The organism is Nocardioides gilvus (assembly GCF_003194605.1).
Lineage (GTDB): Bacteria > Actinomycetota > Actinomycetes > Propionibacteriales > Nocardioidaceae > Nocardioides > Nocardioides gilvus.
The window spans coordinates 150559-169185 of record NZ_QHKY01000002.1 but is presented as its reverse complement, the minus strand read 5'-3'; the positions used below and the strand labels follow the sequence as shown (position 1 = coordinate 169185).

Annotated in this window: 18 protein-coding genes; 14 read left to right on the top strand and 4 right to left on the bottom strand. The window is 68.4% G+C overall.

The window, feature by feature from the left end:
• Window positions 1-197: 197 nt before the first annotated feature.
• Together sucB and DNK52_RS06110 are read left to right on the top strand one after the other, a co-directional pair.
• Window positions 198-2012, top strand: coding sequence for a 2-oxoglutarate dehydrogenase, E2 component, dihydrolipoamide succinyltransferase (sucB, locus tag DNK52_RS06115; protein WP_110240119.1), 1815 nt, complete (start codon window positions 198-200; stop codon window positions 2010-2012).
• Window positions 2013-2064: 52 nt separating this feature from the next.
• A complete protein-coding gene (locus tag DNK52_RS06110) occupies window positions 2065-2961 on the top strand; it encodes a TIGR01777 family oxidoreductase (RefSeq protein WP_110240118.1) in 897 nt (298 codons plus the stop codon).
• Here the strand turns inward: DNK52_RS06110 and DNK52_RS06105 are convergent.
• The gene (locus tag DNK52_RS06105) at window positions 2935-3465 is read right to left on the bottom strand and encodes a hypothetical protein (protein ID WP_110240117.1); all 531 of its coding nucleotides are present in this window, start codon (window positions 3463-3465) and stop codon (window positions 2935-2937) included. The genes DNK52_RS06110 and DNK52_RS06105 overlap by 27 nt on opposite strands.
• Before the next feature lie 67 nt (window positions 3466-3532).
• Here DNK52_RS06105 and lipB point away from each other — a divergent pair, with 67 nt between their 5' ends.
• From lipB to DNK52_RS06080, 5 genes are all read left to right on the top strand, one after another.
• A complete protein-coding gene (lipB, locus tag DNK52_RS06100; protein WP_110240116.1) occupies window positions 3533-4258 on the top strand; it encodes a lipoyl(octanoyl) transferase LipB in 726 nt (241 codons plus the stop codon).
• 136 nt (window positions 4259-4394) lie between these two features.
• Window positions 4395-5324 carry an ABC transporter ATP-binding protein gene (locus DNK52_RS06095; RefSeq protein WP_110240115.1) on the top strand — a complete coding sequence of 310 codons (930 nt, stop codon included), beginning with the start codon at window positions 4395-4397 and terminating at the stop codon, window positions 5322-5324.
• Window positions 5324-6316: an ABC transporter permease subunit gene (locus DNK52_RS06090; RefSeq protein WP_110240114.1), complete on the top strand. Its 993-nt coding sequence runs from the start codon at window positions 5324-5326 to the stop codon at window positions 6314-6316. Before DNK52_RS06095 ends, DNK52_RS06090 begins: the two co-directional genes overlap by 1 nt.
• A 36-nt stretch (window positions 6317-6352) precedes the next feature.
• The gene (gene lipA / locus DNK52_RS06085; protein WP_110240113.1) at window positions 6353-7321 is read left to right on the top strand and encodes a lipoyl synthase; all 969 of its coding nucleotides are present in this window, start codon (window positions 6353-6355) and stop codon (window positions 7319-7321) included.
• Window positions 7322-7373: 52 nt separating this feature from the next.
• Complete coding sequence (locus tag DNK52_RS06080) at window positions 7374-8081, top strand: DUF4191 domain-containing protein (RefSeq protein WP_110240112.1); 708 nt, start codon at window positions 7374-7376, stop codon at window positions 8079-8081.
• A gap of 12 nt (window positions 8082-8093) precedes the next feature.
• Here the strand turns inward: DNK52_RS06080 and DNK52_RS06075 are convergent, their stop codons facing one another.
• Together DNK52_RS06075 and DNK52_RS06070 are read right to left on the bottom strand one after the other, a co-directional pair.
• On the bottom strand, window positions 8094-8951 hold the full coding sequence (locus DNK52_RS06075; protein WP_110240111.1) for a hypothetical protein: 858 nt from the start codon (window positions 8949-8951) through the stop codon (window positions 8094-8096).
• 40 nt (window positions 8952-8991) lie between these two features.
• Complete coding sequence (locus tag DNK52_RS06070; protein ID WP_110240110.1) at window positions 8992-9384, bottom strand: RDD family protein; 393 nt, start codon at window positions 9382-9384, stop codon at window positions 8992-8994.
• Between the two features lie 177 nt (window positions 9385-9561).
• Between DNK52_RS06070 and glnA the strand changes: the two genes are divergently transcribed.
• From glnA to DNK52_RS06040, 6 genes are all read left to right on the top strand, one after another.
• Entirely contained in the window at window positions 9562-10983 is a 1422-nt protein-coding gene (gene glnA, locus DNK52_RS06065) for a type I glutamate--ammonia ligase (RefSeq protein ID WP_110240109.1), read from the top strand.
• A gap of 304 nt (window positions 10984-11287) precedes the next feature.
• Entirely contained in the window at window positions 11288-11956 is a 669-nt protein-coding gene (locus tag DNK52_RS06060; protein WP_204163417.1) for a response regulator transcription factor, read from the top strand.
• Window positions 11949-14090 carry an ATP-binding protein gene (locus tag DNK52_RS06055; protein ID WP_110240108.1) on the top strand — a complete coding sequence of 714 codons (2142 nt, stop codon included), beginning with the start codon at window positions 11949-11951 and terminating at the stop codon, window positions 14088-14090. Before DNK52_RS06060 ends, DNK52_RS06055 begins: the two co-directional genes overlap by 8 nt.
• A 124-nt stretch (window positions 14091-14214) precedes the next feature.
• Window positions 14215-14793, top strand: a complete 579-nt coding sequence (locus DNK52_RS06050; protein WP_110240107.1) for an alternate-type signal peptide domain-containing protein — start codon at window positions 14215-14217, stop codon at window positions 14791-14793.
• 65 nt (window positions 14794-14858) lie between these two features.
• Window positions 14859-15401 carry a signal peptidase I gene (locus DNK52_RS06045; RefSeq protein ID WP_162598647.1) on the top strand — a complete coding sequence of 181 codons (543 nt, stop codon included), beginning with the start codon at window positions 14859-14861 and terminating at the stop codon, window positions 15399-15401.
• Between the two features lie 92 nt (window positions 15402-15493).
• Window positions 15494-16297, top strand: coding sequence for an alpha/beta fold hydrolase (locus DNK52_RS06040; protein WP_162598646.1), 804 nt, complete (start codon window positions 15494-15496; stop codon window positions 16295-16297).
• Between the two features lie 14 nt (window positions 16298-16311).
• Here DNK52_RS06040 and DNK52_RS06035 read toward each other — a convergent pair whose 3' ends face one another.
• On the bottom strand, window positions 16312-16716 hold the full coding sequence (locus DNK52_RS06035; RefSeq protein ID WP_110240104.1) for a secondary thiamine-phosphate synthase enzyme YjbQ: 405 nt from the start codon (window positions 16714-16716) through the stop codon (window positions 16312-16314).
• 75 nt (window positions 16717-16791) lie between these two features.
• Between DNK52_RS06035 and DNK52_RS06030 the strand changes: the two genes are divergently transcribed.
• Window positions 16792-18576 carry a thiamine pyrophosphate-requiring protein gene (locus DNK52_RS06030; protein WP_110240103.1) on the top strand — a complete coding sequence of 595 codons (1785 nt, stop codon included), beginning with the start codon at window positions 16792-16794 and terminating at the stop codon, window positions 18574-18576.
• The last annotated feature ends 51 nt before the right edge of the window (window positions 18577-18627 follow it).

The following is an 18627-nucleotide window of genomic DNA, read 5'->3' as shown; positions in this document are numbered from 1 at the left end:
CGAAGATGGTGGCGACGAACACACTCCTCATCAACAAGAGGGACTCACGACCGTGGCTGCGGCCCCACACGACGCACCCTTCGTCTGCCGTCCCGCCCAGAACGAGGCGCTGATCCGAGCACACCTGGCTCCAGCCGGCGCCCCTCGGCACACCAACTCCTGAACCCCCACCACCCTCACGAGACGACAGGACACTCATGGCCTCCGAAGTCACCCTCCCAGCACTCGGCGAATCAGTCACCGAAGGCACCGTCACCCGCTGGCTGAAGCAGGTCGGTGACGAGGTCACCGTCGACGAGCCGTTGCTCGAGGTCTCCACCGACAAGGTCGACACCGAGATCCCGTCCCCGATCGCAGGGGTCCTGCTCGAGATCCGCGCCAACGAGGACGACACCGTCGAGGTCGGCGCCGTGCTGGCCGTCATCGGCGAGGCCGGTGAGAGCGGCGGCAGCGACGACGCTCCGGCCGAGGAGCCTGCCCAGGCTGACGAGGCCCCTGCCCCGGCCGAGGAAGCGCCCGCCGCCGAAGAGGCACCGGCCGCAGAAGCACCGGCTGAGGAGACCCCCGCTGAGAAGCCCGCGGCCCCGGAGAAGCAGGACGAGAAGCCGGCCGCGTCCTCCGGTGAGTCCACCTCCGTGACCCTGCCTGCGCTGGGTGAATCGGTCACCGAGGGCACCGTCACCCGCTGGCTCAAGGCCGTCGGTGACGAGGTCGCCGTCGACGAGCCGTTGCTCGAGGTCTCCACCGACAAGGTCGACACCGAGATCCCGTCCCCCGTGGCCGGCACGCTGATGGAGATCAAGGTCTCCGAGGACGAGACCGTCGAGGTGGGCGCCGAGCTCGCCGTGATCGGCTCTGGCGCTCCCGCTGCCGCTGAGGAGAAGGCGCCCGAGGCGCCCGCCCCGGCTGCCGAGGAGAAGAAGCCCGAGCCTGCGCCTGCCCAGACTCAGCCCGCCCCTGAGGCCGCTCCTGAGAAGCCGGCCGAGAAGGCGCCTGAGCCTGCCAAGGAGGCCCCGGCCGCCCCCGCAGCACCTGCTGCTCCGACGACCGCGGAGAAGTCCTCGCGTCCGTCGCGCGACGACGACCAGAGCGCGTACGTCACTCCGCTGGTGCGCAAGCTCGCCGCCGACCAGGGCGTCGACCTGGACTCCGTCACCGGCACCGGCGTCGGTGGCCGTATCCGCAAGCAGGACATCCTGGACGCTGCGGCGGCCAAGGCTGCTCCCGCCGCGGAGGCTCCGGCCGCAGAGGCACCCGCTGCTCCGGCCAGCTCCGGCGCAGCAGCGTCCTCGGCCTCCCCGCTGCGTGGCCGTACGGAGAAGCTCTCGCGTCTGCGCAAGGTCATCGCCTCGCGGATGGTCGAGTCGCTCCAGACCGCCGCCCAGCTGACCACCGTGGTCGAGGTCGACGTCACTGACATCTCCCGCCAGCGCGACGCCAAGAAGGCTGACTTCCTGGCCCGCGAGGGCGTGAAGCTCTCCTTCATGCCGTTCTTCGCGAAGGCTGCGATCGACGCGCTCAAGGACCACCCGGTCGTCAACGCCCAGATCGACGTCGAGAAGGGCGAGGTCACCTACTTCGACCGCGAGAACCTCGCCATCGCCGTCGAGTCCGAGAAGGGCCTGCTCACCCCGGTCATCAAGGACGCCGGAGACCTGTCGGTCGCCGGTCTGGCTCGCAAGATCGCCGACGTGGCGGACCGCACGCGCAACAACAAGATCACCCCCGACGAGTTGTCGGGCGGCACCTTCACGCTCACCAACACCGGCAGCCGGGGCGCGCTCTTCGACACCCCGATCCTGAACCTGCCCCAGGTCGCCATCCTGGGCACCGGCTCGGTCGTGAAGCGGGCCGTGGTGATCGACGACGCCAACCTCGGCGAGACCATCGCGGTGCGCCAGATGGTCTACCTCGCCCTCACCTACGACCACCGTCTGGTCGACGGTGCCGACGCGGCTCGCTTCCTCAGCGACGTCAAGGCACGCCTCGAGGCCGGTGGCTTCGACATCTGATGCACTGAGTCGATCGCGGGACCGCTGACCAGTCACCTGCAAGGCTGGTCCCATGCGCATCGTCATCGCCGGTTCGTCCGGCTTCCTGGGCACTCATCTGGTCCGTCACCTCCGTGGTCACGGTCACCAGGTGAGTGCCCTTGTGCGTCGCACCCCCGGCCCCGACGAGATCCAGTGGGACCCCTACGCCGGACCGCTCGATCCGGCGGCCCTGGAGGGCGTGCACGTGGTGATCAACCTGGCGGGCTCCCCGACCATCGGCAATCCGCACTCGTCCAAGTGGGCCACGCAGTTGCGCGAGAGCCGGGTGCGCACCACCCAGGTGCTGGCCGAGGCGATCGCCGCCCAGGCCAAGCCGCCCGCCTTCTTGGCCGGCAACGGGATCTCGGTCTACGGCGACCACGGTGACGAGGTGCTCACCGAGTCCTCGGACTCCCGCGGTGACGCGCTGCTGACCGACGTCACCCGCGAGTGGGAGGCAGCCGCCGAGCCGGCGGTACGCGCCGGCGCGCGGGTCTGCGTGCTGCGTACGGCTCCGGTGCTCGACAAGGAGTCCCCGCCGCTGCAGACGATGGCCCCGCTCTTCAGGCTCGGTCTCGGGGCCCGGCTCGGCCCCGGGGACCAGTACTTCCCGATCATCTCGTTGCGGGACTGGCTCTGCGCCACGGCGTTCCTCGCCGAGTCGCACGACCTCTCCGGACCGTTCAACCTCTGCTCCCCCGTGACCCCGACGAACGCCGAGTTCACCGCCGCTCTCGCCAAGGCGGTTGGGCGGAAGGTCTTCCTCAAGGTGCCCGCACCGCTGATCAAGGTGGGGGCAGGCGCCATGGCTCCCGAACTCCTCGGGTCGCTGCGCACCCGACCCGCGGCGCTGGAGGCCGCCGGGTACGACTTCCGCGACCACGACGTCACTGACGTGCTCTCAACTGGCCTGGCCGACCCGGTCTGAGCGGTCGGCGACCCGATCGAGCACCCACCGATCCTCGACCAGGCGAAAAACGAGACGGCGGGTGTCGGCGCCGTCGCGTGGCAGCACCTGCTCCACCCCCTCACCGACCACTCGGCCGGCATGCACCCGGTCGGTCACGTCCAGCACCATCGACTTCTGCCCACGTCGCACCTCCTCGACGCTGATGAGTTGCACGTCGAGCCCCTCCACGACCAGGCCGCGATCCACGTACGCGCGCAGCATGGCGGCATCGCGACGCCCGGCGCGGGACCCGTCGACGTACAACCCCTCGAGCTCGCTGAGGGACCCCGAGGCCCAGGCGCGTGAACGCTGGGCGTCCCAGGCACGTACGACCTCCACCGCCGGCGCACCACCGGGATCCGCAGTCGCTGCTTCGGACGTCTCGTCCGCCCCGCCCGGCGTCAACAGCCACAGGAGCACCGTCCCGCTGAGACACAGCAGGGCGACCAGGCAGGCGACGACGGCAGCGCGGGTGAGAGCCATGGGTCAACTGTGCCGACTTCTGCGCCACCCCGTTCCGGCTCATCCACAGGCAGGTTAGATTCAGGGCATGTCATTGCAGTTCGAAGTCGCTGGTTTCGGTGACGAGGCAGTCCCCTACCTGGAGGCCTGGGAGCTGCAGAAGGGCGTGCACGCCCAGGTGGTGGCCGGCTCACGGCCGCCCACCGTGCTGCTCCTCGAGCACCCGCCCGTCTTCACCGCTGGCAAGCGCACCGACGCCCACGAGTTCCCGGCCGACCCCGGTGGCGCCGACGTCATCGAGGTCGATCGTGGCGGCAAGATCACCTTCCACGGCCCCGGCCAACTGGTGGGCTACCCCATCGTCGCGCTGCCCGACCACGTGAAGGTCGTGGACTACGTACGTCGGGTCGAAGAGGCCCTGATCGCGGTCTGCGCCGAGCTCGGCGTGACCACTGCCCGGGTACCCGGACGCAGCGGGGTGTGGTTGCAGGCCGATGCCCGCGGCCCCGAACGCAAGGTCGCCGCGATCGGAATCCGAGTCAGCCGCGGTGTGACGATGCACGGCTTCTCCTTGAACTGCGACGTCGATCTCAGTTGGTACGGCCGGTTCGTGCCGTGCGGGATCGCCGATGCCGGAGTCACCTCGCTGAGCGCCGAGCTCGGTCGCGACGTCACGGTCGCCGAAGTCGCCCCGCTGGTCGAGAAGCACGTCGCGCGCCTGCTGGAGTGGGCGGCCTACGAAGCCACCCCGGACTACGAAGCACGCCCCGAGCCGGGCCGTACGCCCCGCATCCAGCTCGTCACCCCCGGCTGACGAGAATCCGAACCTCACGCCCCAGCCCCTTGCGCGACACCCGGCGTGGTGGCGTGACAACCCTCGACTGCCTCGCCATGGTTGCCTGACTCACCCGTCTCGGTCCGTTCCCGGGTGCAGACCCGAGAGGCAACACGTGAGCGATCTGGTGATCGAGACCCATGGGCTCCGCAAGGAGTTCAGAGGCAGGAGGGGGCGTCGCGTCGCCATCGAGTCCCTGGACCTGGCCGTCCCGCGCGGCGGGGTCCACGGTTTCCTCGGGCCGAACGGCTCGGGCAAGACCACGACCATCCGGATGCTCCTCGGGCTGGCCTCCGCCACCTCCGGGACCATGCGGATCTTCGACACCCCGGTGCCCGAGCGGCTGCCCGAGGTGATCGGTGCGGTCGGTGCGGTGGTCGAGTCGCCGAAGTTCTCCCCCAACTTCACCGGCCGCCAGAACCTGACCCTGCTGGCCCGTTCGGTCTCACTTCCGCAGGAGCGGGTGCAGTCCGCCTTGACCACGGTCAACCTCGGCGAGCGTGCCGACGACCGGTACAACTCGTACTCGCTGGGGATGAAGCAGCGCCTGGCCATCGCCGCGACCCTGCTCAAGGAACCCCAGTTGCTGATCCTCGACGAGCCGACCAACGGTCTCGATCCGGCCGGGATCAGGGAGATCCGCGAGACGATCCGTGGGCTCGGCGCCGCGGGCGTGACCGTCCTGCTCAGTTCCCACATCCTGGCCGAGGTGCAGCAGGTGTGTGACTCCGCCACGATCATCGGCAACGGCCGGCAGATCGCATCGGGGCCGGTCAGTGAACTGATCGCCGACACCACCACCGCCACCCAGCACCGGGTGGTCGTCGACGACCCCGTCAGGGCCGAACAACTCCTCCGGGCAGCAGGATTCGCCGTGTCCACCGACGGCGAGGGCCTCCTGGTCGAGGCCGAGGACGCCACCAAGGTCGTCAGGTCGCTCGCGCAGGCCGACCTCTGGGTGCGCGAACTGACCCCCGTACGCCGCGACCTCGAGTCCGTCTTCCTCGAGCTCACCGCGCACGACACCCTGGGAGGTGAGCGCTGATGTGGCCCCTGATCCGCACCGAGTTCACCCGTCTGCGCCTGCGTCGCGCGGTCCTCGTGCTGCTCGCAGCCATGATCCTCGTGCCCGCGGTGCTCTTCGTCGCCGAGGCGTGGAACACCCGTCCCTTCACGGACGCCGAGTACGCCGAGGCCCAGGCCAATTACGAAGAATCCCTGGTGTATGCGCAGGAGGAACTGCCCAACTGTCTCGCCGAACCCCAGGACTGGGGCGTCTCGGAGGATCTGCCGGAGGCTGAACTGACCGCGGCCTGCGAGGAGAACATGGGATACGGCGGGGCGGTCGAGGACTACCTCTACCGCACCCCCATGCAGATCGAGCGCACCAACCAGGACACCGGGGTTGCGGTCATCACCGTGCTGGCACTGCTCGGCGCACTCATCGGCACCACCTTCGTCGGGCACGACTGGGCCAGCGGGTCGATGAGCAACCAACTGCTCTTCGAGAGCCGTCGTCCCCGGATCTGGCTCGCGAAGGCAGTAGCAGTCGTGGTGGGGTCACTCACGATGGCCGTTGTCGCCGTGATGCTCTTCTGGGCAGCGATCTTCGTCCTGGCCCAGCTCCGCGACGTCGAGGCCACGTCAGACGTGTGGCGCGACGTGGTCTGGACCCAGGCCCGTGGTCTGGGGCTCGTCGCCGCTGCCGCGTTGGCGGCGTACGCCCTGACCATGTGGTTCCGCAGCACGGTCGGCTCCCTGGGGCTGATGTTCGGCGTGACCCTCTTCAGCAGTCTGCTGATCGCCGCCGTCTTCGGCGTGGGTGCCGAGAAGTGGATGCTGCCCACGAACGCCATGGCGGTGGTCATGGACGGCTACGAGTACTGGGTCCCGGGCACCGGCACCTGCGATGAGTACGGCAACTGTGACGACACCGCGCTGATCACCGCTGCCCACGGCGCCACGTACCTCGGGGTGATCCTGGTCCTCATCCTGGTGCCCAGCATCGTCTCGTTCCGCCGCAGGGACGTCCCTTGATTGGGTCGGCGCCGAGCGCGGCGTAAAGTCTGCACCGTGACGTCCCAGCCTGCATCACCCCAGTCCGAAGGTCGCAAGCTACTCCGTCTGGAAGTGCGCAACGCGGAGACCCCGATCGAGCGCAAGCCCGAGTGGATCAAGACGCGAGCCAAGATGGGGCCCGAGTACAAGGCCCTCCAGAGTCTCGTGAAGTCCGAGGGACTCCACACGGTCTGCCAGGAGGCGGGCTGTCCCAACATCTACGAGTGCTGGGAGGACCGCGAGGCGACCTTCCTCATCGGTGGTGACCAGTGCACCCGTCGCTGCGACTTCTGCCAGATCGACACCGGGAAGCCCCAGCCGCTCGACCGGGACGAGCCCCGTCGGGTCGCCGAGTCGGTGCAGAAGATGCAGCTGAAGTACGCGACCATCACCGGCGTTGCTCGCGACGACCTCGCCGACGGCGGCGCCTGGCTCTACGCCGAGACGGTGCGGGTGATCCACGAGCTCAACCCCGGCACCGGCGTGGAGAACCTGATCCCCGACTTCAACGGCAAGCCGGAGCTCCTCCAGGAGGTCTTCGAGTCCCGTCCCGAGGTCCTGGCCCACAACGTCGAGACCGTGCCGCGCATCTTCAAGCGGATCCGTCCGGCCTTCCGCTACGACCGCTCCCTCGACGTGATCACCCAGGCCCGCGACTTCGGCCTGGTCACGAAGTCCAACCTGATCCTGGGCATGGGCGAGACCCGTGAGGAGGTCTCGCAGGCGCTGCGTGACCTGCACGAGGCCGGGTGCGAGCTGATCACCATCACCCAGTACCTGCGCCCCTCGGCGCGTCACCACCCCGTGGAGCGGTGGGTCAAGCCGGAGGAGTTCGTGGAGCTCAACACAGAGGCCGAGGAGATCGGTTTCTCCGGGGTCCTGTCCGGCCCGCTCGTACGTTCGTCCTACCGCGCCGGACGCCTGTACCGTCAGGCCATGGATGCGCGTACGTCCAAGCAGGCCGCCTCCGCGGCCACCTTCTGAGTCCGACCCCTTGCCGGGGTCATCTCCCCCGGCCAGTCAGCAAAGGCATCGCATGTCGACCCCCGTCACCGAAGACCTCAGCCGTCGCCAACAGCTGGTCCGCTCGTACCAGATGGCGAAGAAGAGCGACCCGAAGCTCGGTCTGATCCTGCTGGCGTGGTTCGCCCTGGGCGCAGTGGTCGGCTTCTTCGTCGTGTGGCTGATCCCCGGGGGCGGCATCCTCTCCTGGATCTTCGCGGCCATCAGCGCGATCCTGGTCGGCACCCTGGCTGCCCTCCTCATCTTCGGACGCCGGGTCCAACGCGCCGCGTACAAGCAGATGGACGGTCAGGTCGGCGCGGCCGCGGCCGCGCTGGGCATGCTTCGCCGCGGTTGGAAGGTGGACGCCGTGGTGGCCTTCACCAAGCAGCAGGACGTCGTGCACCGGGTGATCGGTCCTCCCGGCATCGTGCTGGTGGGTGAGGGCCGCAGCAAGGCCCGTCTGCGCAGCCTGATGATCAGCGAGCGCCGCAAGCACGAGCGCCTCGTCTCCGACACACCGATCTTCGAGGTCGTCTGCGGCAAGGACGAGGGCGAGGTGCCGTTGGACAAGCTGATCAAGCACGTGACCAAACTGGGCCGCAACGTCAAGCCCGCCGAGATCACCGACATCCTGAACCGTCTCAAGGCGCTGGACGCCAACCGGTCCAACATCCCCATGCCCAAGGGCCCCGTGCCGACCAGCATGAAGGGCATGCGCGGCAACATGCGCGGCCGCTGACCTCTGGGTGCTCTAACCCTTCGGCGCCTGCGGCATCGAGGGCAGCGACGGCATCTCCTGCACCTGGTCGGCCGGCGGAGCCGAGATGTCGACCTCCTTGCCCCAGTTCGAGTAGGTCGCCGTCGTCACTCCCTTGTCCCCGGCGTCGCGCTTGACCCGACGGAGGAAACCGCTCTCGTCGAACCAGATGTCGACGTCGGCAGTGGAGAAGCGTCGGGCGGGGGTGCCGTCGATCGTCTCCACCCCGCGGTAGGTGAACTTCTTCTTCCCGAGGCCGCGTTCGAGCTCGCGCGACGGGTCGAGCTCCGGGAGCCCCAGCCCGGTGCCTGCGCCCTCGGAGACGTCCAGCTTCAGGTACTTGCCTCCGCCCATCCCGGGCGTCGACATGTAGATGGCGCCGTCGACGAGACGTACGTCCCCCTTGCTGCCGTTCGCCTCGATCGTGAGTTGGAGCGACAGCGGTGTGGTCGTGTGGTCGACCGAGCCTGAGCCGCTGACCCCACCCTGGGCGCTGGAGTCGAGGTCGATGTCAGCCGTCGTGGCGTTGTCGAGGGCCCACTTCGTGAGGGCCGCGAACTTCTTGCCGTCGACGGTCGCCCCCGCCTCCACGTCGAGCGTGGTGAGCGGCGACTGCGTGCCGGAGCTGTTCCCAGACTTCTTGCTGCCCTGCGGAGCGTCCTTCGCGTCGGCCTCGGCCTCGTTGTCACCGGCCCCGTCAGGAGACTCCGACGAGTCATCGGTCGGGGTGCTTTCGCTGACAGAGCTCTGCGAGTCCTCCGAGTTGGAGTCATCGGCGCAGGACGTCAGGCCCAGGAGCAGGGGCAGCGCCAGTGCTGCGCCGGCACGACGTAGGGCAAGGGGTCGAGACATCGGAGGGCCTTTCGGGTCGAGACGGTGTGCGTCGTCGACCCTAGCGCGCTGCCCCTTGCAGGTCGCGGAGACGAACCACAGCGGAGCCGACCGCCATGTCGTGCAGACCGCGACCGTCGGGGCGGAAGACCAACGGCGGGATGACCAGGGCGATCAGGACCTGGCGTACGAGGGCACGGATCAGGTCGACGGGGCGCGGGACGCCGTCGTAACGGACGACGCGCAACCTGGTCACCAACTGGCCGAACGAACCACCGGCGAGCGCGAGCAGGATCGCGGACTGCAGGACGAAGACCCCGAGCGTGTAGAGCCCGGAGGCGGGGTCCTCGATCCAACCGTCGAGACCGATGAACGCCATCACCACCAAGATGCTGCCGACCCAGTCAATGGCGAGGGCGAGGATGCGGTGTCCCCAGGAAGCAGTCTCGATCACGTCGTCAGGTTAGTCGCACCACAGCGACACCCACTGGGCGGGCGATGGGGACGGGCCTGAAACAATCGGGATACGGTCTCAGCATCTGCCCTGCAAGTACACGTCATTCGGTGCAGCGTCGCACCGGCCACTCCCCGGAACGTCAGGTCGCCCCAGACACGCGGCCAAGGAGGACGAATGTTCGCAAACAGCGATGATCTGCTGAAGTACATCAAGGACGAAGCCGTCGAGATGGTCGACGTACGCTTCTGCGACCTGCCCGGCATCATGCAGCACTTCACGGTGCCTGCCTCGTCGTTCGACGAGTCCGTCTTCAAGGAGGGGCTCGGTTTCGACGGTTCGTCGATCCGCGGCTTCCAGGCCATCAACGAGTCGGACATGAACCTGTTCCCCGACCCGTCGACCGCCTACCTCGACCCGTTCCGTACGGCGAAGACGCTGGTCGTGAACTTCTTCATCCATGACCCGATCACCGGCGAGGCCTACTCCCGCGACCCTCGCAACATCGCTCGCAAGGCGCTGGCGTACCTCGACTCGACAGGCATCGCGGACACCGCCTACTTCGCCCCGGAGGCGGAGTTCTACATCTTCGACTCGGTCCGCTACTCGACCGGTGTCAACGAGTCGTACTACCACATCGATTCCGTCGAGGGCTGGTGGAACTCCGGCAAGGAGGGCGACGACAACCTCGGGTACAAGACCCGACTCAAGGGCGGGTACTTCCCGGTCGCGCCGTACGACCACTACACCGACCTGCGCGACGCGATGGTCAAGAACCTCGAGGCCTCCGGACTGCTCGTGGAGCGCGCCCACCACGAGGTCGGGACCGCCGGTCAGGCGGAGATCAACTACCGCTTCGACACGCTGCTCAAGGCCGCTGACGACGTCATGAAGTTCAAGTACATCGTCAAGAACACCGCCTGGGAAGCCAAGAAGTCGGTCACCTTCATGCCGAAGCCGATCTTCGGCGACAACGGCTCCGGCATGCACGTGCACTCGTCACTGTGGACCAACGGCCAGCCGCTCTTCTACGACGAGACCGGCTACGGCGGCCTCTCCGAGATGGCGCGGCACTACATCGGCGGCATCCTGAAGCACGCGCCGTCGCTGCTGGCCTTCACCAACCCGACGGTGAACTCGTACCACCGCCTGGTGAAGGGCTTCGAGGCCCCGATCTCGCTGGTCTACTCCTCGCGCAACCGCTCGGCGTCGATCCGGATCCCGCTGACCGGCACCAACCCGAAGGCCAAGCGCGTCGAGGCGCGCTTCCCCGACCCGTCGGCCAACCCGTACCTGGCTTTCTCGGCCCTGATGCTGGCCGGTGTCGACGGCATCAAGCACAAGATCGAGCCGCCGGACCCGATCGACAAGGACATCTACGAGCTGCCGCCGGACGAGATGGCCGAGATCGCGCAGGTCCCGACCTCGCTGGAGGCCGTGCTCGGTGCTCTCGAGGACGATCACGACTACCTCACGGTGGGCAACGTCTTCACCCCCGACCTCATCGAGACCTGGGTGGACTACAAGCGCACCCACGAGATCGAGCCGGTGCAGCAGCGCCCGCACCCGCACGAGTTCGAGCTCTACTACGACATCTGATCCACGCCTGAACCCCGAAGGTGCCCCGAACCTGCAACCGCAGGACCAGGGGCCCTTTCGTCTGCTCCAGAGCTTGACCACGGAGTGCATGGAGATCCCGAAGCCCCCGGACCGGTGGCTCAGTGCTTGTGCGGTGTCTGGGTGTCACCCAGTGACACCCAGACACCGCACAGTCCGCACAATCCGACGCAGTCCGGGCTCGAGCCTGACTTGCGTCGGTTCGATCGAGTGAGGGGTCCCGACGGATGCTGCCGTGTTCACTGCTTTGCCTGACCAGCCCCGGTCAGGACGATAGGCTCAGCGGGTGTCATCTGAGACTGAGCTGGTGGCCCAGCCGAAGCGGGTCGCCGTCGTCGATGACCACGAGCTCGTGGCCATGGCGGTGCAGGCCATCGTCGATGACACACCCGGACTCGTGTTCGCGCGCCACGAGACGTCGATGAAGTCCCTCATCCGACCGGGCCAGGACGCAGACCTCGTCGTTCTCGACCTCAGCCTCCCTGACGAGAGCACGCCGGACGAGAACGTGCAGGCGGCAGTCGCGTGGGGTGCGTCGGTGTTGTTCCTGACCGCGGCCGAGAACCCCTTTCTGGTGCGGGCGGCCTCCCAGACCGCGGCGCTCGGGATCATGCGCAAGTCTGCTCCCCGTGAGGTGCTGAGCGCGGCGCTGCTCGCGGCGGCGCAGGGCGAGTGCGTCCCGACCACAGAGTGGGCATCTGCGCTCGACACTGATCCGATCCTCCGTTCGGCGCCGCTGTCGGCGCGTGAACGTGAGGTGTTGAGCCTGTACGCCCTTGGGCTGGGGGCGAGAGAAGTCGGCGAGATGCTGTTCGTGAGTGAGAACACCGTCAACGACCACCTGCGGCGCATCCGGAGCGTCTACCACCAGCTCGGCCGACCTGCAGCGACAAAGGTCGAGCTGTATCGGCGCAGCCTCGAAGACGGGTTCCTGCCGACGCCGCGCCATGGCTGACTCCGGACGGTCACAGGGGCACCCCGCTGAGCTGGCCACCCTGCGCATCCTGCTGCTCGGCGTGGCGGTCGCGGTCATCTTCTCCGCCGTCGTGACATCCGCGGTCGCGGACCCCCGTGGCCGGGTGGAGCTACCGGGTTGGCTCGTTGCGCTCACGACCTCAGCCTTTGCCGTGCTCCTGGTCGTCGGTGTGGCGGCGCCCTGGCTGGGTGCGCGGGCCCTGCGACGCGGAGCAGCGACCGGCGTCGCACTGTTCTTCGCGGCGCTCGTGCTGTTCGCCCCGGTGAGCGGAGCCCTCACCGGAACCGGATCGGGCGGGACACTGCCGTGGGCGCTGACCACCTTCGGGGGGTTTGCCGTGGCCGCTGTTGTAGCGGGCGGCGCACGGCTCGGGTGGACATCAACTGTGGTGTGGGTGTGTCTCGTGGTGCTGTACCGCTTGCTCCTGGGCGGCTACTCGATGATCGGACTCGCCAACGACGCCCAGGCGCTGATGACGGCTGCGGCCCTGTGTGTGATCGCCGCCCATGCCTTGCGGACGAGTCGCGAGCTCGACGCTGCCGCCGGGCGGGCCGAGCAGTTCGCGGCCGAGCAGGGCGCCGCCCGGGGCCGGTTGGCCGCACGCGCCAGAGTCGCCGCTTTCGTCCACGACGAGGTGCTGGCCGCCCTTCGTGGCGCAGCCGAGTACACGCCGGACACCGCGACAGCGGTGCAATCGCAGGCTCGGCGGGCCGCTGCGATGATTGATGCGGACCGCGATGTCAGTGACTGGATCGAGCAACTGCGCGCAATGGCTGCGGACGCCGGCGCTGACCTACAGATCAACTGCGTCCCGCAGGCACTGGTCCCTCGCCGTGACGTGGCAGAGGCGATGCTCATCGCGACCCGCCAGGCCTTGGACAACAGCGTCCGCCACGCCGGGCCGTGCAGGCGCAGCGTCCGGCTCGAGGTCGGCGGCAGCGATCTCCTGCTGCGGATCGCTGACGACGGGATCGGATTCTCTGCGGAGTCAATCCGGCCAGGGCGGATGGGTGTCACCGCCAGCATCGTGGGTGCGATGCGGGATGTCGCGGGCGGTACCGGCCGCGTGACGTCCGAGCCGAAGCACGGTACGACGGTCGAGCTGCGCTGGGCTGAGGCGAGCGACGGCGAGGATGATGACGTGGCAGGTACACCGGGGCCGACTCTGGACGGTGACCGGGTGGGTGCGTTCGTTGCCACCGTCCTGTTCGTTGCGACCCAGACCCTCGTCGCTGTGGCGGCGTCCGTGACCGTCACCGACAGCTGGTGGATGCCACTGCTCATCCTCGCCGGAATCCTGGTCTCTGCCGCACTCACGCTTCCCTCACTGCCCGCGCCGACGATCCGCAACGTGGCGACGGTCGTGCTGGCCTGCGTCACGGTGTTGCTGGGGTTGCTCGCAACACCGGCCCCGCTGACCTACGGAAGCGCGTGGTTCCTACCCGCCGCGGGATTCGTGCTCGTGGCCGTGGCACTGAACGCGCGCCCGGTGCTCGCCATCTGCGGTCTGGTGGTGATGCTCGCAATGCTCCTGACTCACGCCGCGCTGCGCGACGGTGAGGCTGTCCAGCTCGTGAGCGTCGGTGTGCGCACAGCGACGACAGTCGGCCTGGGAACGCTGTTGTCCGTCGCCATCGTTCGGTTGCGGCGTTCCACGCGGGCGCTCGCGCGTCGGGCGGTGACGGCCACCGAGCAGCGGGAGTGGGATGCCGCGGCCCGACACGAGCTCGAGGATCACGCCGCCGCCATGGACGACCTGGCCGGGCCGTTCCTCTCGCGAGTCGCGGCGGGACATGCTCTCGACGCGGCGGGTCGAGCCCGCGCGCGTGGCATCGAGGGGCGGTTGCGAGACGGGTATCGTGCGGGTCGGCTGCTGGACCCTGCGTTGATCGACGCGGCGATGCGGGCGCGCACCCGCGGCGTCGACGTGGTCCTCCTGGACGACGCAGGTGACGGCCGCGTCGAGCCGGCGACCGCCACGGCGGTCGCCGCATGGATGCGAGTCCTGCTCGACGAGGCGGACAACCGCTTCGTAGGTCGCTTGCTCCCCCCGGATCGACCGTGGGCCGCGCAGGTCCTCGTGGACGATCGCGCACAGACCTACCACGGTTGAGAGCAAGGGACGGCTCCCACAACCACCGATGTCGGTGGCTGGAAGCCGCATGCTCGATGACACGCGTTCCTAGGGTGAGCGCACCGCCACTGAACGGCGTGTCCCCCCTCCCCTAAGGATTGTCATGAACAAGGTCATCAAAGGAACAGTCGCCGCCGCCGCGGCCGTCGCACTCTTCGGAAGCGGTGCTGGTTCGCTCGCCTACTGGCAGGACTCCGAGAGCACGGACGCGATGACTCTCCAGATGGGTCATCTCCTGCTCGACAGCGGTGCGAAGACGTACTCGTTGAACGGCGAGGCAATGACCTACGACACGCTGATCGGCTACAGCAATCGTCTGGTCCCCGGCGATGTCGTCACGTACCAGCACAACTTCGGGATCGATGTGGCCCTGGGGGCGGACGCGGTGCTGCGCGTTGCCGCGCTGGATTTCGGGAACACCTCTTCGTCAGTCATGGACGCGATCGACGCCGAACTGACAGTGAGCACGGTCGAGGAATGGTCCGACGGCCTCAGCTATGCACCGACGAACGAAGCGCGTGCCTTCAACGTCACGGGTCGCGGCATGGTCGAGGTCAAGATCTCGATCTCGGTGCCGGCGGACCTCGAGGACCCGGAGTCGATGGTGAACGGGATCTTCCTTGAGCCCGTTCCGGTCACCCTGACCCAGGTCGCTGAGCCTCTGCCCCCCGCCGAAGGCTGATGCTCGTCGGACGGGCCCGGTCCTCGTGGACGACCCGATCGGCGTGGCGGTACCTCGGTCGCGGAGTGACGTGGGGACTCTTCGGCCTGGCGGCCCTGGCTGTCATCGCGGTGATCGTGGTCCCCGCTGTCACGGGCGCGCAGCGCTACACAATCCTGGGTGCCTCGATGGAGCCGACCATTCCAGTGGGGTCGCTGGTGGTCGTGCGGCCCCGGAGCATCGATGACGTGCCCGTCGGCAGCGTGGTCACCTTTCAGCTGGAGTCCGGCAAGCCGACCGTCGCGACCCACCGGGTGGTCGGCACAGGGGTCGAGGACGGCGCCCGATTGCTGGTCACGAAGGGCGACGCGAACGCCACCGCCGACCTCGAGCCCGTACGTGAGGAGCAACTGCGCGGCGTCGTGACGTATTCGATCCCCCTGCTGGGGTGGATGAACGTCATGATCTCCGGCGAGATGAGGATGCGATTCGTCCCCGTCGCGGGTGGCGCACTGCTGCTCTACGCCGCGTGGATGTTCGTCAGCGCGTGGCGCGATCGTGCGCGCCGGCTGCCGGCAGAGCCTGCCGAGTCGAGCGCGCAGCCACAAGACTCGGCCGTGGCCTCGTGACGACAACCCCGGGGACAGAAGTCCTTGGACGTAGGCAGGCCCCCCCCAACTCACAGGTTCCACGGAGCGGAACATCGTTGTAATCTGCGACTGTGACTCAGTCCACTCCGTCGTTCAGCAAGTCCTACGTCGATGTCCCCGAGGGGCAGCTCCACTGCCGAGTCGCGACGCCGGAAGTTGCTTCTGTCCGTCCGCTCGTGTGCCTGCACATGAGCCCCAACTCCGGGCGCATCTACCGACGGTTCCAGGACGAGATGGGGACCGACCGGATCGTCGCGGCCCCCGACACCCCCGGTTTCGGGGAGAGCTACGTGCCTTCCACGCGGCCCAGCATCGACGACTATGCCGAGGCAATCACTGAGCTCTCGGACGCCCTGGGGTGGGACGAGATCGACGTGCTCGGCTACCACACCGGTTCGATGACCGCGCTGGCCGTCGCGGAACGCCGACCGGACCTCGTCAAGCACGCCGTGCTGATCTCCGCGCCGATCTTCAGCGACGACGAGCGCGCAGCGATGCGCGAGCACTACCTGCGACCCGCAGTCGAGGACGACGGCAGCCACATCCAGCGCATGTGGGACGGGCATCGCAAATGGTCGGAGGCCGCCTGGACGGCCGACCACCTGGCCGAACAGTTCGCCGACGTCCTGCGCAACCCACGGACCTCGTGGTGGGGCCACGCCGCCGCGTTCGACCATGACTACGCGAGCGCGGTGGCCCGAAGCGCCGTCCCCACGCTGGTCCTGAACGGCGATGACGACCTGCACGACCACACGCTGAAGGCCCTCGACCTACGCCCTGACCTGGCCTACCGGCACCTACCCGGCTGGAGCCACGGAATGCTCGACCTGCACGCCGCGGAGCTCGCGAGGTTGGTCCGGGATTTCGTCGACTGACCTGCCGGACTGCGTCACCCGGCGACGAACGAGAAGCGGACCTCTCGATCGGCATTGTCGATGTTGAGGTCGACCAGGCAGATGCTCTGCCAGGTCCCCAGCATCAACCGCCCGCCGAGCACCGGGACCGTCGCGTACGGCGGAACCAGGGCCGGCATCACGTGCGAGCGACCGTGGCCGTGCGAACCGTGCCGGTGGCGCCAACGGTCGTCGACCGGCAGCAGGTCGGCCAGGGCCGCCAGCAGGTCGTCGTCCGAACCAGCACCGGTCTCGAGGATCGCGATCCCGGCAGTGGCATGCGGTACGAAGACGTGCAGCAACCCGTCCCCGCGCTCAGCAACCCAGTCGGAAACGTCGTCGGTGATGTCGAGGACGCGCTCGACGTCCCCGGTCCGGTAGCGGTGCACCTGTGATTCCACCAGCCCATGGTGGCTTGCCCGAACCAGCCCGTGAAGGCTCGCATGATTCCCCCGACGTCGGGGTATGGAGCCTCGATGACGGAACAACGGTTGGTCGCGGACCTGGTGGTCGAACGTCTGCTGGCCTGGGGCGTGCACCGCGTCTTCGGCTACTCCGGAGACGGCATCAATCCGGTGATGGGTGCGTTGCGACGAGCGGGCGGCGACCCGGCGTTCGTCCAGGCACGTCACGAGGAGAACGCCGCGCTGATGGCCGTTGGCCACGCCAAGTACACCGGCGGGATCGGCGTCGTGACCAGCACCCAGGGTCCCGGGGCCGTGCACCTCCTCAACGGGCTGTACGACGCGAAGCTGGACCACCAGCCGGTGGTGGCCATCGTCGGCCAGCAGCCGACCACGGCGCTCGGCTCGGAGTACCAGCAGGAGATCGACCTCCCGTCACTCTTCAAGGACGTCGCTGCCCAGTACGTCCAGACGGTGCTGGCTCCTGAGCAGGCTGCCATGGTCATCGACCGTGCCTTCCGTACGGCCCTCGCCACCCGTTCGCCGTGCGTCGTCGTCCTGCCCCATGACGTACAGGTCGAACCCGCACCCGAGGAGCCGCCACACGAGCACGGCGTCGTGCCCACCGCACCACAGTGGCGCAAGCCCCGTGTGATCCCCGCAGACGACGACCTCGCAGAGGCCGCAGCCGTCCTGAACGCAGGCCAGCGTGTCGCGCTCCTGGTCGGCCAAGGGGCCAGGGACGCCGGCGCACAGGTGCGAGCAGTGGCGGAGCGACTGGGGGCCGGCGTCACCACGAGCCTTCTCGGCAAGCCGTGGTGGGACGAGACGCTCCCCACCAGCTGCGGGGTCATGGGCCATCTGGGCACCACGGCGTCGGGATGGTTGATGGACCACTGCGACACGCTGCTGATGGTCGGCACGAACGACCCGTGGACCGAGTTCTACCCCGCGCCGGGTCAGGCGCGGGGCGTACAGGTCGACATCGACGGACGTCACCTCGCCAATCGCTACCCGGTCGAGGTCGGGCTCGTCGGAGACGCCGCCGAGACCCTGGAACGGCTCCTCCCCCTGCTCGAGGACCGCTCGGAGTCGACGTGGCGATCCCAGGTGGTTGAGCAGGTCGAGCGCTGGCACCGCATCGCCGAGGAGCGCGCCTCGGCGCAGGCCCACCCGCTCACCCCGGAGTACGTCGTCCGGGCGCTGACACCGCGTCTGCCCGCCGACGCGCAGGTCAGCGTCGACGTGGGGTCCGTCGTCTACTGGTACGCCCGTCACCTCACGCTGCCGGTCGGCGTCCAGGCCCACCTCTCCTCGACGTTGGCTTCGATGGGCTCGGGTCTGCCGTACGGGCTCGCAGCGAAGTTGGAGGCCCCGGAGCGACCAGTGGTGGCGCTCGTCGGCGACGGGGGCATGCAGATGAACGGCATCGCCGAACTCATCACCGTCGCCTCGCGTTGGCAGGACTGGACCGACCCGCGGTTCGTCGTGCTCGTGCTGAACAACCAGGACCTGGCGGAGGTGACCTGGGAGCAACGCGAGACCGAGGGCGACCCGCGCTACGACGTCAGCCAGTCGCTGCCCGACTTCCCGTACGCGGCGTACGCGGAACTGCTCGGCCTCACCGGCATCCGCGTCGAGCACGGTCACGAGGTCGATGCGGCGTGGCAGCGCGCGCTGAGCGCGGACCGGCCGGTCGTGCTGGAGGCGATCGTCGATCCGGACGTGCCGCTGCTGCCGCCCTTCCCTGCTGGCGAGCAGAAGCTGGACAACTTCCGTCGTGCCCTGGCGCAGGAGGAGAACGGTGATCGCGCTCGCAGGTTGCTGGACGACCAGGCCGCCCAGGAGCAGGAGTGAACCAGCCCCTGGGTGGCACCGCTCGTGACGGTCGCAACCGGAAGGCCGAGC